Annotated in this window: 13 protein-coding genes and 1 pseudogene; 12 read left to right on the forward strand and 2 right to left on the reverse strand. The window is 49.8% G+C overall.

Annotated features, from left to right (window positions below; all coding sequences use genetic code 11):
- The 12 genes from HDR50_RS04040 to HDR50_RS04095 all read left to right on the forward strand — a co-directional run.
- On the forward strand, positions 1-918 hold a 918-nt coding region (locus tag HDR50_RS04040), incomplete at its 5' end, for a DNA-primase RepB domain-containing protein (protein WP_291356149.1).
- A gap of 395 nt (positions 919-1,313) precedes the next feature.
- The gene (locus HDR50_RS04045; protein WP_291356151.1) at positions 1,314-3,230 is read left to right on the forward strand and encodes a GNAT family N-acetyltransferase; all 1,917 of its coding nucleotides are present in this window, start codon (positions 1,314-1,316) and stop codon (positions 3,228-3,230) included.
- Between the two features lie 112 nt (positions 3,231-3,342).
- On the forward strand, positions 3,343-3,771 hold the full coding sequence (locus HDR50_RS04050; RefSeq protein ID WP_291356153.1) for an ASCH domain-containing protein: 429 nt from the start codon (positions 3,343-3,345) through the stop codon (positions 3,769-3,771).
- A 209-nt stretch (positions 3,772-3,980) separates the two neighbouring features.
- Positions 3,981-5,525 (forward strand): class I SAM-dependent DNA methyltransferase, encoded by a 1,545-nt coding sequence (locus HDR50_RS04055; protein ID WP_291356155.1) that lies wholly within the window; start codon positions 3,981-3,983, stop codon positions 5,523-5,525.
- Positions 5,522-6,754, forward strand: coding sequence for a restriction endonuclease subunit S (locus tag HDR50_RS04060; protein ID WP_291356157.1), 1,233 nt, complete (start codon positions 5,522-5,524; stop codon positions 6,752-6,754). The genes HDR50_RS04055 and HDR50_RS04060 overlap by 4 nt, the downstream gene beginning before the upstream one ends.
- A gap of 710 nt (positions 6,755-7,464) precedes the next feature.
- Positions 7,465-10,614 carry a type I restriction endonuclease subunit R gene (locus HDR50_RS04065; RefSeq protein ID WP_291356174.1) on the forward strand — a complete coding sequence of 1,050 codons (3,150 nt, stop codon included), beginning with the start codon at positions 7,465-7,467 and terminating at the stop codon, positions 10,612-10,614.
- 24 nt (positions 10,615-10,638) lie between these two features.
- Positions 10,639-11,406 carry an FRG domain-containing protein gene (locus HDR50_RS04070; RefSeq protein WP_291356159.1) on the forward strand — a complete coding sequence of 256 codons (768 nt, stop codon included), beginning with the start codon at positions 10,639-10,641 and terminating at the stop codon, positions 11,404-11,406.
- Positions 11,407-12,109: 703 nt separating this feature from the next.
- Complete coding sequence (locus tag HDR50_RS04075; RefSeq protein WP_291356161.1) at positions 12,110-13,309, forward strand: integrase arm-type DNA-binding domain-containing protein; 1,200 nt, start codon at positions 12,110-12,112, stop codon at positions 13,307-13,309.
- Between the two features lie 202 nt (positions 13,310-13,511).
- Complete coding sequence (locus HDR50_RS04080; RefSeq protein WP_291356163.1) at positions 13,512-13,757, forward strand: hypothetical protein; 246 nt, start codon at positions 13,512-13,514, stop codon at positions 13,755-13,757.
- The gene (locus HDR50_RS04085) at positions 13,754-14,128 is read left to right on the forward strand and encodes a type II toxin-antitoxin system death-on-curing family toxin (protein WP_291356165.1); all 375 of its coding nucleotides are present in this window, start codon (positions 13,754-13,756) and stop codon (positions 14,126-14,128) included. Before HDR50_RS04080 ends, HDR50_RS04085 begins: the two co-directional genes overlap by 4 nt.
- Positions 14,129-14,269: 141 nt before the next feature.
- On the forward strand, positions 14,270-15,250 hold the full coding sequence (locus tag HDR50_RS04090; protein ID WP_291356168.1) for a hypothetical protein: 981 nt from the start codon (positions 14,270-14,272) through the stop codon (positions 15,248-15,250).
- Positions 15,251-15,374: 124 nt separating this feature from the next.
- A complete protein-coding gene (locus HDR50_RS04095; protein WP_291356170.1) occupies positions 15,375-15,593 on the forward strand; it encodes an AlpA family phage regulatory protein in 219 nt (72 codons plus the stop codon).
- A gap of 152 nt (positions 15,594-15,745) precedes the next feature.
- Here HDR50_RS04095 and HDR50_RS04100 read toward each other — a convergent pair whose 3' ends face one another.
- The gene (locus tag HDR50_RS04100; protein WP_291356172.1) at positions 15,746-16,714 is read right to left on the reverse strand and encodes a DNA-primase RepB domain-containing protein; all 969 of its coding nucleotides are present in this window, start codon (positions 16,712-16,714) and stop codon (positions 15,746-15,748) included.
- An 11-nt stretch (positions 16,715-16,725) separates the two neighbouring features.
- Positions 16,726-16,874, reverse strand: a pseudogene (locus HDR50_RS04105) (transposase); the annotation flags it as partial.

Genomic DNA, 16,874 nt, shown 5'->3' on the forward strand with positions numbered 1-16,874 from the left:
AAGGTGATGATCCTGGACAAGCAGAACGGGGAGAGCCGGGGCTTCACTCCAGAAGAATTGCTCAACCGGATGCCGGAAATCGTGAACTTGGCAAGACGCGGCGAAAATATCTACTACACTCCCCTTTCCGAGCGGAAGCACCATATCCTCATTGACGACATGAGCCCGGAAAAGGTCATGCAGCTCCAGAAAGACGACTTCAAGCCTGCGGTATTTCTGGAAAGCTCGCCCGGCAATTACCAGTGCATCCTCACGTTTCCCAAGTTTCAAGGGGATTTTGACCGTGAAATCGGCAATCGCCTGGCCATGATTCTGAACAAGCGTTATGGCGACCCGAAACTTTCAGGCGCGGTTCATCCACACCGCGCCCCCGGCTTTGAGAATGGCAAGCCAAAGCATCAGCGAGAGGATGGAACTTTCCCGCGCGTCAGCTTGAGTTATGCCGTCCGGCAGGAGTGCCAAAAAGCCTTGATTGAAGCGCGAAAAATTGAACAGGCACTTGCCACGGCGAGGCCACAGAGGGAACAACAGGCAAATCACTCGCCCCGCATAGCCGCTCACGGGGCAGCTAGCCTACAGTTAGCCTATTTCAAGCATTGGGAGGACATCAAAGCGCATATCACCATCGAGGACTTCTCACGGGTGGACGCCATGATTGCCCTACGCCTCCGCTCTAACGGCCACACTCAGCCTGAGGTGGAAGAAACCATCCGTGCCTGTGCCCCGGCTATCCGTGAAAGACGCGCGGGCCGTAACTGGCAACGCTACGCCGAACGCACGGCGGCATATGCCTTTGGGTACGCAGGTGACAGAGATATGGAAAGACATTCGTGGTATAGGAAATTGTGGGGTAGGATTGAAGGACCAAAAGAAGTGGAGAAAATTAGATGTGAGCACAGAACCAGCCAGATCCTTTAGGCCTTAGATAAGAAGGGATTACGGTGGGGGAAAAGGGTACAAAGATTCCACAGGAGCAAAAAAGCTTATTGGCAGTGTAGATTAAATCTTCATAAAAGCATGAATGAGTCCTCAAGCATGAAGGAGTATTTTGATGGACATAGCAATCTAGACGGAGGAAACTCTTTGAAACAAATCCATTATAGCCAACCATTTTTATATATTCTAAAAGAAGAGTGGGAAAAGTACGGCTTGATGTCCCATTCCCACATCATGGCTAGAAGTAGCATGTTTGGTGGAACCTTTCAATTTTGATAGACGGTTTATATAAGTCTAAGGAAAGAAAATGATTGAGTGCCATAAAAATTTATGCTTAAATGAATTTTTCTCCTATGCAATAGGACTAAGTGGTTGTCATGACTTATTCATACCGGCGGACAAAATTTGGTGACGATACCATCATCGATCAGGTTGTTAGCCTTGCTGATTCTAATAAAAAAACACTTGGATTTCTTCCAGAGAGTGCCATCAGGGAGAGGTGTGAAAAAGGAGAGGTATTTGTTTGCTTGAAGCAAAATGAGCTTATTGGTTATATTTTATTTTCACATTCTAAGAGGAATCATGTTATAAGGATACATCACTTCTGCATAGAAAAAGATAAAAGAAATAATGGTTTAGCAAAATTAATTTTTAAAAATTTCTTGAAAAATATCCAGAGCGCATATTTTATTGAGTTATATTGTAGAGAAGATTATCACATGGATAGATTTTGGCATCATCTTGGTTTCAATATAATAAAGGCATGTGAAGGTCGTGCTACAAATGAACTATCAATATTACATCTGTATAGATATCAGATTCAGAAAAATCTCATAAATATTATTGAAGATTTAGAAAATAGACCAAAGGTTTTACTTGATGCTTCTATTGTACTTGAAATTAATCGAGAAGTAGAAGGATTTACAGAGAGTAATTCTCTTCTTATGTATTTTAATGATGTCGTATTTTTCGTAGCACCTGTTATTTATAAAGATATAGAACGACAGAGAAATGAATATATTAAGACAAGTTCTATAGATAAAGCTAATTACTTTAAGACACTACCTTTCTCTGCTGAAAAAATGGATGCTGCACGTAGTTCTATTCAGAGTGAATTTCCTGCTATTAAAGAAAGTGATAGAGACCAACTTGCATGTGCGATTACAAATAAAGTAAATTTTTTCATTACGCGTGATGGTCAATTACTTAATGAAAAGGTTGTCCAAAGATTTGCTGACGATTATAATATTATGATTTATTCTCCAGCAGAATTTTTACATAATATTGATTTTATACTTAACCGGGAGGCTATTAAAACCAGCTTGCTTCCAACGACCCTTGGAAAATTAGTTGATATTTTTCTTGATGAGGCCGAACTTTGTGACAAATTTTTAAATACATCCAAAGGAGAGCGAAAATATTTATTTATTGAAAAAATTAAAAATAATGTAAAAAATGCCAAATTGAAATCAATAATAATTTCAAATAGGGATTTTGGAATTATATATTATAGCATAGAATGCAATATTCTAAGAGTACACCTACTACGTACAAACATAGGCTGCGAAAATTTTGCTAAAAGTGCTACATTTTTTATCCTTGAACAATTAATACAAATCGCAACACAAAAATATGTATCGTTAATTATTATCGAAGATGTCTATACTAATTTGGATATTGGTGAAATAAGTAAAGGATTAGGTTTTTTTAATAATAAAAAGATATCCCTGAGCTATATTGGTAATTCCAATAAGTATCTAGATTTTGTTGAAGATAAATTACCTGATTGGGCCTTTTCTGAGTTAAAAGAACATGTTCAACCTGTATCTGAGGCTAAAGACATTTATTCACAAGTAAGGTTGGAACGAAATTTTTCACCAGCAAAATTTACTGATATTGATATTCCTGCATATATTATACCGATACGAGTACAATGGGCCAAAGATTTAATATCTCCCGCTGTTATTGATCAGCATGAACTCTTTGCCTCCTCGACATCTAATGTTTTAATGCATGAGCTGAATGTATATTTTACAGGTACAAAAACACGAATTTCAGCACCTAGCCGTATTTTATGGTATATAACGAATTGTAATAATAAATATCGAGAAACAAAATATATCATAGCATCTTCTTATTTAGATGAAGTGTACACTGGTTCAAAAGGAGATATTTTTAAGAAATTTTGGAAAATTGGTGTATATAAATGGAAGGATATTAATAAAAATAGCTTCACCACCTGTAAAGCACTCCTGTTTTCCAGAACTGAAATATTTCCCAACAAGGTTTCTTAGGAATTTATGAAGGATGTAATAAAACGACATATGGGGAAGGGGCTTACTGCCATTTCTGCCGTCACTATATCTCAAGGAGCTTTTTTTGAGATTTATAAACAAGGATATAATAATGAATAGATTTGATAGCCCAGTATTAATATCGGTTAAACCACACTTTTCACAGTTAATTGCTGATGGAAAAAAGACTGTTGAACTGCGAAAAAAAATCCCAACCAATTTAATTGGGAGGATGGTATATATTTATTCTACGCGTCCAGATGCAAAAATTATCGGTTTTTTTGAAGTAAAAACTGTTGAATATCTTCCCATTGAAGATTTGTGGCTCCGTGTCCGGGCAGTGGCCTGTATGAATGAAAATGATTTTTTTTCGTACTATTCTAAAAAAACAACGGGGTATGCAATCTTTTTCCAAGAGTTTGTTTCGCTTAAAAAACCTATTTCCTTGTGTACTCTACGCAAGCGTAAGCCTGGATTTATTCCGCCTCAAAATTACCATTATATTAATCCAGATGAACTCCTAAAGGGTGAATTTCCATAATTGTCATTATAAATTATCTGTGAGCATATTCCGGCGAATAATGGTGAGATGTCTTCCAAAACTTTTTCCATCACGCTAATATGCGTTGAATGGATTAGAGACGAACGTTGAAGCTCGTTCTCCCCGTTAGCAGCCAGCCGCCTCTTGTCATCCCCCGTTGCCTCCCTCTATACTCCCTAGCTGATACTCCCTCTGACCAAGGACGGCATATGGCACGCCCCAAGAAGGAAACGCCGCAGGAGCCGCTGGAAAAGCAGCTCTGGAGCGCGGCGGACAAGCTGCGCAAGAATCTGGACGCCGCTGACTACAAGCATGTGGTGCTCGGGCTCATCTTCCTCAAATATATTTCGGATTCCTTTGAGAGCCTGCGGGCGCAGCTTCTGGAAGGCAAGGGCGAATTTGAGGGGGCCGACCCGGAGGACAGGGACGAATACAAGGCCAAGAATGTCTTTTTCGTGCCGCAGCCCGCGCGCTGGAACTGGCTGCGCGACAATGCCAAGAAGCCGGACATCGGCGTCCTCGTTGACGCGGCCATGGACGCCATTGAGAAAGACAACCCCGCGCTCAAGGGCGTTCTGCCCAAGGTGTACGCCCGCGACAATCTGGACCCGGCCACGCTCGGCGCGCTCATCGACCTCGTTTCCGGCATCGCCCTCGGGGACGCCAAGGCGCGCAGCGCCGACGTGCTGGGCCATGTTTTTGAGTATTTCCTTGGCGAGTTCGCGCTGGCCGAGGGCAAGAAGGGCGGTCAGTTCTATACGCCGCGCTCCATCGTCGAGTTGCTGGTGGCCATGCTGGAGCCGTTCAAGGGCCGCGTCATGGACCCCTGCTGCGGCAGCGGCGGCATGTTCGTGCAGAGCGAGAAATTCGTGCGCGAGCATCGGGGACGCATCCGGGACATCAGCATCTACGGACAGGAGAGCAACCAGACCACATGGCGGCTTGCCAAGATGAACCTCGCCATTCGCGGCATCGAGAGTTCGCAGGTCAAGTGGAACAACGAGGGCTCGTTCCTCAAGGACGCGCTCAAGGATGTGCGGGCCGACTACATCCTCGCCAATCCGCCCTTCAATGACAGCGACTGGAGCGGCGACCAGCTCCGCAAGGACGCCCGCTGGCAATATGGCACACCCCCTGCTGGGAGCGCCAATTTCGCGTGGCTCCAGCATTTCGCCTTCCACCTCGCCCCGGCGGGGCAGGCGGGGATCGTGCTTGCCAAGGGCGCGCTGACCAGCAAGACCAACGGCGAGGGCGAGATACGCCGCCGGATGATAGAGGAGGGCAACCTCATTGACTGCATCGTCAACCTGCCCGCCAAGCTCTTCTTGAATACCCAGATTCCGGCGGCGCTGTGGTTTCTGGCGCGCGACCGCACAAACCACCGCTTCCGCAACCGCAGCGGCGAGATCTTGTTCATTGACGCGCGCAACATGGGGACGCTCATCAACCGACGCACCCGCGTCCTGACCCAGGAGGACATCCAGACCATCAGCGACACCTACCACAACTGGCGCAATGTGGACGGCGCGTATGAAGACGTGAAGGGTTTTTGCGCCTCGGTGCCGCTCCCCGAAGTGGCGGCAAAGGACTATGTGCTCACCCCGGGCCGCTATGTGGGCCTGCCGGATGAGGAGGACGACTTTGATTTTGCCGAGCTCTTCGCCAGCCTGCAAAAAGAGTTCGCGGCGCAGCTTGAGGAGGAGAAAAAGCTGAACGCGGCGATTCTGGAGAGCTTGGGGAAGGTGAAGTTATGAACCATGACTTGGGAAAATTTCCGAGTGAATGGCAATTCAAAACTGTCGATGAAATTAAGAGTAATTGTAAACATGCCATAGCAATGGGGCCTTTTGGATCCAATATAAAAACTGAGAACTATGTTTCATCAGGAGTTCCTGTTATTCGAGGAACGAATTTGAATTATTACAAATATCCAGATGGAATGTTTGTGTTTGTGTCAGAGCAAAAAGCAAATGAATTAAAAGCAAGTCTTTGCGTACCAGATGATTTAATTTTTACTCATAGGGGTACACTCGGCCAAGTTGGACTTATACCATCTAATAAATATGCGAAATATTTAGTTTCACAATCTGGAATGAAGCTTTCTGTTAATAAAGAAGTAATTAATCCGCTTTTTGCATTTTATTTTTTTAAATCCGAGCTGGGTCAAAATCAATTATTGCAATATGAGTCTCAGGTTGGAGTCCCTGCTATAAGCAATCCCTTAACTTCACTTAAAAAAATTATTCTGCCGATTCCTCCTCTTGCCGAGCAACGCGCTATTGCCTCCGTCCTCAGTAATCTTGACGACAAAATCGACCTGCTGCACCGGCAAAATGCCACGCTGGAGGCTATGGCCGAGGCGTTGTTCAAGCAGTGGTTTGTTGTGGAGAGGAACGAAGAATGGGAGGAAAGATGCCTAGGTGATTTGGTAAGTATAACCAGAGGAGCGTCACCAAGACCAATAATAAAATTTATAGATAATGGGACAGTCCCTTGGATAAAAATAGCAGATGCTACGTCAAGTACATCTTTTTTTATCAATAAAACAAAAGAATTTATAGTAGATGAAGGAGTGAAAAAATCAGTTGAGGTTTTCCCAGGGGATTTGATATTATCAAATAGTGCCACTTGTGGTCAGCCATTTATTGTAAATCTTTATGGCTGCATTCATGACGGATGGTTATTATTTCGGAACTTTGAGAAGTTACCGAAGTATATTTTATTTTTTTTATTAAGATATATAAGTCGTGAACTAAACCAGATTGCTGATGGTTCTGTGCAAGATAATCTGAACACTGAGTTGCTAAAAAATTTTCCTGTTAGACTTCCCGATACAAAACAGCTTATCCAATTTAATAATATAATACAAAAATATGTTCAAAAAATTCATTCCAACCAAACTCAAATTTGTACCTTGGAAAAACTCCGCGACACCCTTCTCCCCAAGCTCATGAGCGGGGAAGTGCGCGTCTCCCTGGACTGACCGCTACGAGGGCGACATGCTGATATACATGGACACCTGCTGTTTCAACCGGCCCTATGACGACCAGTCCCCCATACGCAATTCCCTTGAGGCGCAGGCGAAGCTCCATATCCAGTCGCGCATCAGGGCGGGTCATCTCCGTCTGGCGACATCGTATATTTTAGGGTATGAAAACAGCCAGAATCCCTTTATCATGCGAAAAACNGCCATCAGCGCGTTTTTGCGCCAGTATGGCAGCGTGTATGTTTCCAGCGAGCGCGGGCCNATCNTGCAGGAGCTGGCCCGCGACATCATGCGCAGCGGNCTNAAGGCCAAGGATGCCCTGCATGTGGCCTGCGCGCTCGATGCCGGGTGNGCNTANTTNCTCTCCACGGATGACCGNNTGCTGCGCTANAGGCACGAGCACCTCCTCTTGCTGAATCCCATGGACTTCATCCGCATGGAGGCCGACAAGCAATGAGCATGAGCACNGAAGAACTGNTGGACNGGGGCATGCGGTATCTCGTGGAAAAGCTGGGAACCGTTGANGCGGAAAAGTTTATTGCCGCCGTCCTGCGGGAGCGTTTTGATTANACAGAGTGGCAGCNCACCCGTTTTGACGATGAGGGGCTNGAANNGCTCAACGCCGCCGCNATGGCCTGGGCNGCGGANCATGAGGCAAAGGCNGCTGCGGAATAGTCACCAGCGGGGAGAAAACGANCGTGAGCCCGATGCACGAAGCGGATATCGAGGANCTCGCGCTGGAGCGNCTGGAGGCGCTTGGCTATGCCCGCTATTTCGGGCCGGATATTGCGCCNGANGGGGNAANGCCGTTGCGCGCCTCCCTGGCAAGCCCNATTCTGGAAGGCGTGTTGCAGGAGGCNGTGGANCGGCTCAACCCNCATATTCCCGCCGCNGCCCGGCAGGAAGCCGTGCGCCGGGTGCTCCGCGTNTCCGGCCCGGACCTNATNTCCGCNAACGAGGCGTTTCANCAGCTTCTCACGCGGGGCGTGACCGTCAGCTACCAGAAAGACGGCGCGGAGCGNGGCGACAAGGTGTGGCTGGTGGANTTCAACACGCCGGAGAACAACGAGTTNACGGCGGTCAACCAGTTCNCCTTTGTTGAAGGCAATGTGAACAAGCGGCCGGACGTGGTGCTGTTTGTCAACGGCCTGCCGCTGGTGGTCATTGAGCTGAANAATCCGGCGAGCGAATCCGCCACCCTNACGAGCGCCTATCAGCAGTTGCAGACCTACAAGNAGGTCATCCCCTCGCTNCTGGCNTATAACGGGCTGCTNGTNATTTCGGACGGGCTGGAGGCCANGGCNGGTTCGCTTTCCGCCGGGTATTCCCGCTTTTCCGCATGGAAAAGCGAGGACGGCTCCAGGGAAGCGCCGCGCCTGAAAAGCCAGCTTGAGGTGCTCATCAAGGGNATGTTGAACAAGNCGACCCTNCTGGANCTCATCCGCTTTTTCACGGTGTTTGAAAAGATGAAAACNGAGGATGCGCAGGGGCTNGCCAGCGTGGAGACCGTGAAAAAGATCGCCGCGTACCACCAGTACTANGCGGTGAACAAGGCCGTGGCNTCNACGCTGGAGGCGGCNCGGCGCAACGACGCNGGGCGCGGCAAGGGCGGNGTTGTCTGGCACACGCAGGGGAGCGGCAAGTCGCTTTCCATGGTGTTCTTTTCCGGCAAGATCGTTTCNCTGCTGAATAATCCGACCATCGTGGTGCTNACGGACAGGAANGACCTTGACGACCAGCTTTTCGACACCTTCGCCGCTTCNGCCCAGCTTTTGGGGCAGGANCCNAAGCAGGCGGAAANNCGNGAAGACCTCAAGANGCTGCTCAAGGTGGCCTCCGGCGGCATCGTGTTCTCCACCATGCAGAAATTCCTGCCCGAAGANGGNAATACGCATGAGCTGCTGTCCGACCGGCGCAATATCGTGGTCATCACGGACGAGGCGCACCGCACCCAATACGGCTTCAAGGCGCGCGAGGCCAATGTGCGCGACAGCGANGGAAAGGTCATCGGCAAGAAAACCGTCTATGGCCTNGCCAAGTATCTGCGNGACGCCCTGCCCAACGCGACCTATCTCGGCTTTACCGGCACGCCCATTGAAAAGAAGGATGCCAATACCCGNGCGGTCTTTGGCGACTATATCGANATTTACGACATTGCCCGNGCCGTNGANGACAAGGCCACGGTGCCCATTTATTACGAAAGCCGCATGGCGAAGATAGANCTGCCGGAGGAGGGCAGGCGNCTCATCANCGAGCTGGACGAGGAATTGGAGGAGGGCGACGCGGAACAGGCGGACAAGGCCCGNAGCAGGCGCGCNCGGCTGGAGGCGCTCATCGGCAGCGAGAANCGCCTGGCCACCATTGCGCGNGACATCGNGGAGCATTTCGAGGCGCGNCAGGCCGTGCTCTCNGGCAAGGGGCTTATCGTGTGCATGTCGCGGCCCATCGCNGCCGCCCTCTANGGNCATATCGTCGCCCTGCGGCCCGANTGGCACGATGACGACCTNAAAAAAGGCGCNATCAAGGTGGTGATGACGGCCAGTTCCGCCGACGGNCCGGAGCTGGCGAAGTTTCACACCACCAAGGGNGNGCGCCAGAAGCTGGCCGCGCGGATGAAAGACCCGGAAGACCCGCTGCGGCTGGTCATCGTCTGCGACATGTGGCTCACCGGCTTTGATGTGCCCTGCTTGCACACTATGTATCTGGACAAGCCCATGAAGGGGCATACGCTTATGCAGGCCATCGCGCGCGTCAACCGCGTCTTTGGGGACAAGCCCGGCGGCCTTGTGGTGGACTATCTGGGCATCGCCGCAGACCTGAAAAGGGCGCTCGCCTTTTATGGGGAGGCCGGGGGCCAGGGAGAGCCGGCCCAGACGCAGGAGCAAGCCGTGGACATCATGCTGGAGAAGCTGGAGGTCACGGCTGCGCTGCTGCATGGTTTTCCGTATCAGGAATATTTTACGGCCGATACGGCCCGCAAGCTGGCGATCATTCTTGAGACCGAGGAGTTTATTCTCGGGCTTGAGAACGGCAAAAAGAGGTTCATGGACGCGGTGACGGCCCTTGATGCGGCGTATGCCCTGGCGGTGCCTCACCCGCAGGCGATGGCGCGTGCCAGGGAGGTTTCCTTTTTCAAGGATGTGAAGGCGCGGCTCGCCAAGTTTGACGGCGGGAGCGACGGCACTCGAAGCAGCGCGGAGATGGAAAGCGCCATCAAGCAGGTCATCGACAAGGCGCTGGTGTCCGACCAGGTGATTGATGTCTTTGACGCTGCGGGTATCAAGAAGCCCGATATTTCCATCCTTTCTGACGAGTTCCTGCTGGAAATGAAGAACATGCCGCACAGGAACATCGCGCTGGAGGTGCTCAAGAAGCTCCTCAATGACGAATTGCGGGCGCGCTCGCGCAAGAACCTGCTGCAAAGCAAGAAACTCCTGGAATTGCTGGACGGGGCGCTTAAGCGCTATCACAATAGGATTATCACCGCTGCCGAGGTCATTGACGAAATCATCAATATCGGCAAGCAGGTGCGCGAGTCCGACAAGGAGGCCGGGGAACTGGGCCTCACCGATTATGAGTACGCCTTTTACATGGCCGTGGCCGACAATGACTCCGCCCGCGAACTCATGGACAAGGACAAATTGCGCGAACTTGCCGTGGTGCTGACAGATAAAGTCCGGGCCAACGCCTCTCTTGATTGGAACATCAAGGAGGATGTGCAGGCGCACTTGCGGGTCATCATCAGGCGTACCTTGCGGAAATACGGCTACCCACCGGACATGCAGGAGCTGGCTACCGAAACGGTGATGAAGCAGGCCGAGTTGATGGCGGCTGAAGTATATTTGTCGAATAAATAATACATAAAATAAAAGGATTATTTTATGCCAGTCTTTGAAGATGATATTGGAATTAAGTACAAAAAACTGAAACATTGGAAAAATTTTATTACATTTGTTGAAGATATAAAAGATGCATATCAGTATATATGGCGTGGCCAAAGTAACTGTGAATGGGACTTAGTTTCTAGTTTTGATAGGCTTTTCAATGACGAATTTGATAAAGGCGATAGAAAACGTCAAGCTGAAAAACATCTAGCTCGTTTTAAATATATCGCTAAAGGATACATTGAATATGACGATGTATGTGTAGGTGAAGATGATGAAATGTGGGCGTTGGCTCAACATTATGGCTTGGCAACTCCTTTGCTTGATTGGACGTATTCTCCATTTGTAGCTTTATTTTTTGCAATCCATAATCTTCTCTTCTCCTTAGAAAGAACTATTTCAATATGGGGTTTAGGAAATTTAATGAATTGCAATATAATAGCTTCTCAAAAGGAAATCCCTATAATTAAAAGGTTTCATCCTGAACAACGAAAAAATCCAAGATTGATCAATCAAAATGGCTTATTTACAAAAATTCCTTATGGCTATTCACTAAATGAATGGATTACCCAGTGTACCCAGGACGCAAGTTTAATTAATTTATTTAAAATTGATATAGAATTTAGGGACAAGGAAATAGAACAATGTTTAATATTTCTTAATAGAATGAATATAAATTATTATACACTATTTCCAGATGCAGAAGGTGTTACTAAATTTTGTAATATGGCATTTAGAATAGATAAATATCATAGATTTTGGTGAATTTATTTTGTTAAATATTTTCCCCATTTTCGGGTGGCACTCATTTATTTCGTTAGGAGGGAGCTTCCAGTTAGGGTCTCATCTCGGCAGTGCTACCATGTTTGTATGTCATATTTGATTTATAGTGCAAGGAATTAAATATCATGTAAGTATGCTGATTTTTTATGGAAAAATTATTTATTTGGGTTCTTAATAGCGGACTTGAACTGATAACTCATCTCTCCAATGCCAATTTCCATCATAATAACTATTTGAATTTATTAGTCTTGAGTTCCCATTTACAGACCGCAAACTCAAAGAAATTATTCCAATAAATCCAGTAGGCTGTCCACAAAAAACAGTTGACGGTATTCGCAACGGTATTTACAAACCCCCTGCACATGGTTTAGTTTTGATTCCAGTGCGATAGGTCTTGCGATTTGGTCTCCCCTTCGCACCAGAAAGACGTCCAAAATAGCTCATAGAAGGCCGAAATCACGGGAAAAAACGTGGTTTCGGCCTTCTCTTTTTGTCCAGCAAAATCCAAGTACCCACGTGGACACCCTCAAAAATCGTTGGTAAATCTACGGGTACCAATACCACCAAGCCATTTCGGCAGGGCGAAATACCAGCTACCTAAAAATATTCTTTGAATTCAAACGGATGGAGATAAATTTTCCTGGTTTTCGCCGCACACTTCTGGACTATTTTGGAGGGTACCAACATGAAGCTTTCGGATGCCTCTGTGCGCACCGCCAAGGCCAACGGCAAGGTGCAAAAACTTTCTGACGGCGGGGGCCTGTACCTGCACATAACGGCGAAAGGCAGCAAATTATGGCGCATGGCCTACCGCTTTGAGGGCAAGCAGAAACTGTTGAGCTTCGGGGCCTATCCGGCTGTGTCCCTGAAGGACGCGCGTCAACGGCGCGACGCCGCCAGGGAGTTGCTCGCCAAGGGCATTGACCCGGGCGACGAGAAAAAGCAGGCCAGGGAAGCCAAGCTCGCCCAAGAGCGGGAGGAGCGGGATACCTTCGAGCATGTGGCGCGGGAGTGGTTCTCCAAACACAGCCCGACGCTTTCCGAAAAACACGCCCAGAAGCTGCAGCGCTATCTGGAAAATATCCTTTTCCCGGCCATTGGCGCCAAGCCCGTCACGCAGCTTGAGCCAGCGGACTTTCTGTGGGTTGTTGAGCCTTCGGAGCGGCTCGGTCACAACGAAACCGCCCACAAGCTCATGCGACTGTGCGGCCAGGTGACGCGCTATGCCCGTATCACAGGCCGCGTTAAATACGATGTGGCCGCAGGTCTCACCGAAGCCCTGACCCCGGTCAAGCGGACGCATTTCGCCGCCGTCATCCTCCCGGACGACATCGGGCAGCTTTTGCGCGATATTGACGCCTATGTGGGCTATACCTCGGTTGTCTATTGCCTGAAAATCCTGCCACATGTGTTCACGCGACCTTCGGAATTGCGGCTTGCCCACTGGAATGAATTTGACTTTAAAAAAGCCACATGGGTCATTCCGGCTTCGCGCATGAAGATGCGGCGCGAGCATGTTGTGCCGCTCTCCAGGCAGGTGCTGGCCCTGCTGAACGACCTTTACGCCTTTACGGGCAATGGCGACCTGGTTTTCCCCAGCGCCCGTGCGCGGGTCGCTCCCATCAGCGATGCCGCACCTTTGGCGGCTCTGCGGCGCATGGGCTACGGCAAGGACACCATGACCCTGCATGGCTTCAGGGCGATGGCAAGCACGCGCCTCAACGAGCTTGGCTTCCGCTCGGATGTGATTGAAGCGCAGCTTGCCCACAAGGAGCCCGATACCGTGCGCCTGGCATACAACCGAGCGGAGTATATGGAGGAACGCCGGCAGCTCATGCAGCGCTGGTCTGACTATCTTGACGAGCTTCGCTCAGCCAAGAGCTAACGTAAATCAGAAAATAGGGTAGGGGATATTTGCGGGCAGCCATTCTTGCCAGATGCCTGCCCGCAAAATCCGCGCGACCTGTTTTCGCGCTGGCGGAAGCCGGCGTTGGCGAGCTTCTTTCACCGCTTTCTTCACGATGACTGTCAAGATTTATCTTGACATTTCATGACAGCCTGCCATCGTCTGGATACAGGAGATCGCCATGGAACAGGCTCAGAGAGAAAAAACGGCAAAGGTCAAATTCGCCACGCAGGCTGACCCGGTCGTGCTGCAAACCCTGAAAAGCATTGCGGCGAGCGAAGGTCGCCAGATTCAGGCCCTGGTGGATGAAGCCTTGCGCGATTATATCGAGCGCAAAACGGGCACTACTCCCCGCAGGCATGTGCTGGATGCGCTCAGGCACAGTATGGAGCAATACGACAGCTTGTATCGAGAACTGGCCAAATGAGGGATTACCCGACCCTCCACGAAGTTCTGGCTATCCACGCCGAAGTCATCAGGGCATACGGCGGCTCCACTGGTGTGCGCGACCCCGGAGCCATTGAAGCGGCGCTGTTTCGGCCGCAAAGCGGCTATTATGCGGACATCATCGAAGAAGCCGCCGCGCTTGTGGAAAGCCTACTCATCAACCATCCGTTTGTTGACGGCAACAAGCGGGCAGCCTTTGCGATCTGTCATGTCTTTCTGGATATCAACGGCTATCGCCTGGATGCGGATCCCCAATGGCTGTATGGCAGAATTTTGCATTGGCTTGGAGAAAAAGAAGGACGATTTGAGACCATGGTGCGGGATCTGCGCACCTGTATCACCAAATGCTGACCCCAAAAACAACCTGCTTACGCACGGCCTCCTGAATTCTCTGCCGGAGGTTTTTTTGTAGCCGGCATTTTGCCCATACAAAAATTCGCGCTGCCTGTTTTTAGATTGTCCGAACATGGTGTTTGCGCTATTTTCCCCTCCATGTTGGACCAGCAAAAAATATCCCTCGGCAGGGTGCGCCAAGCGTACCGACTGACCTCCAATGAGCTTGAAGCCATCATTCAGGCCCTGTGGCCTCATGCCATTTTTCCTATGGAGTTATGGCACAGAGCGCATGAAGCCTACTGGAAAGACTTTGCTAACAGTAATCAGAGCGTATATAACATAGAAATTCCTGTTCTACCCCATCCATGTTTGGAAGAAAAACGTCTCCATACCTATTTAGTAGGGTGTGGCATCATGGATTTTTTTCGGGAACTTTCGATGACACTTCCCGTCAATCCATTGTACCAAGGGCTGAAATATATCCTTGCGGAAAGCTATGAGGAAATCAACACGATATTTCCAGGGGAACGGCAGACGTTGTTCGACTCGTTGAGAAGGCTGGATACAGCAGACTTCGCGCGCCAATACGAAGCAGACTCGCCACTGCGTGAAAAAGCACTATTTGCCATACCCGCATCAATGTATCATTTTATCTCACAAATTTTTGTTGATACGATTTTGGTCAATCGGGAAGTGGCCATCAGATTTCTCCGCGACTACCCCTTGAGCGTGGAAGTAAAAGGTATCACCCGTGTGCTTGTGGAGTCCATTCTCACGAAAGCCGCGCCAAAAATCCCCGCTCCTGAAATCCCTGACTCACAGGCGGACTCCTGTGTGGTGGAGGAGGCGGAGGACGGCAGACTCATCTTTCGGATTCCGGCGGCTGTCTGGAAGGGCAAGCCGGATCACGCTGTCCACGCTGCCATGAAAGACATCTATCCTCCTGCCGTGATCGCGCATGTGCTGTTCTACTGGTGCGCCCCAAAACCCGAAGCTGGGCACAAAATCAGGGCGGGCAGAAAAACGCGGCTCGGCCGCCTGTTCACCCAAAAAGAATACAGCGATCCCAAGTCGTACCGAAATTTATTTAATGTACTCCTTGAAGAAGCGGATACCTACACCATCATCGAAGGATGATTTTTGCGCTCCATTTTCCCGTATTTCCCCATTTTCCCGTCTATTTCCCGCCGAATTCCCTCACGGAAATCTTGCAGTATGTGCCAGAACCTCCTGAAACCCAACAACCTTGAGGAGGTTTCCCATGGCTCAACGCAAACTGTCGCTCCCCGAATTCGGCGTTGTCCGGCTGCCCCAGATTCTGGCCTGTATCCCTGTCTGTGAAAGCGCATGGTGGGAGGGCTGCCGCACCGGCCGCTATCCCAAGCCCGTGAAGCTCGGCCCCCGTACCACGGCCTGGAGGGTAGAAGACATTAAAGAACTTATTGAACGTTTGGGCAAAGGCGAAGGCAGTGGTAAGTAGCCCGTGCCGCCATGCGTAAGCGTGGACGCGGTAATTCTGCGTGACTTGTCGAGCGCCTATGCACAGCTGGTGTGGAGGTCGAGGCCGTTCTGGCTGACGACCTCCAGCCCTGCTGCGGCATAAATGGCTAACCTCGGCGCAATGCTTGCGGCTCAAAACCTCATCCGTGTTCTTTGTTCAGCGCCATCCTCTCCCTCAACGCGCCGCCAAAGTTCCCGATACCGCGTATTTCGTTCCATATCCCTATCACCGGCATAGCCAAAAGCATATGCTGCTGTCCGCTCGGCGTAGCGTTGCCAGTTACGGCCCGCTCGTCTTTCACGGATTGCCGGGGCGCAGGCGCGGATGGTTTCTTCCACCTCAGGCTGAGTGTGGCCGTTAGAGCGGAGGCGTAGGGCAATCATGGCGTCCACCCGTGAGAAGTCCTCGATGGTGAGATGTTCCCTGATGTCCACCCAATGCTTGAAATAGGCTTGCTGAAGACTGGCCGTCCCTTGAGCGGCTATGCTGGGCAAGAGGTTTGCCTGTCGTTCCCTCTGCTGCTGGGCTGTGGCCAATGCCTGCTCAATCTTTCGTGCTTCAATCAAGGCTTTTTGGCATTCCTGCCGGACTGCATAACTCAAGCTGACGCGAGAAAAAGTGCCGTCCTTGCGCTCATGCGTTGGCTTTCGGTTCTCAAAGCCAGGGGCACGGTGCGGATGAACGGCCCCCGAAAGTTTTGGGTCGCCATAGCGCTTATTCAGAATGACGGTCAGCCTATTACCGATGTCACGGTCAAAAATCCCGTGACACTTGGGAAACGTGAGGATGCACTGGTAATTGTCGGGCGAACTTTCCAGAAACACGGCGGGCTTGAAACCGTCTTTCTGGAGCTGCATGACCTTTTCCGGGCTCATGTCGTCTATAAGGATATGGTGCTTCTGCTCGGATAGGGGAGTGTAGTAGATATTTTCCCCACGCCTTGCCAACTTCACAATTTCCGGCATGCGCCTGAGCAACTCCTCTGGAGTGAAGCCTCGGTTGACCCTACCCCATTCATGATACCAAGGATAAGTTAGTGGCTCCTGTCCGGTTTGGGGGTTGATGGGCTGCCCGATAAGCCGCCGGGCTTTGCCAGCCAAGGGCGCTGGGGGGGGCGGTTGCAGTTATAATCCTGTCGCCAATCTTCGAGGAGGCGCCGGGCTTCTGCCAAGGAAACGAAAATATTCTGATTCAGGCATTCATCACGCAGCCTGCCGTTGAAACTTTCCACGAAACCGTTATCTGTGGGTTTCCCTGGCC

It is taken from the genome of Desulfovibrio sp. (genome assembly GCF_014803725.1).
GTDB lineage: Bacteria > Desulfobacterota > Desulfovibrionia > Desulfovibrionales > Desulfovibrionaceae > Desulfovibrio.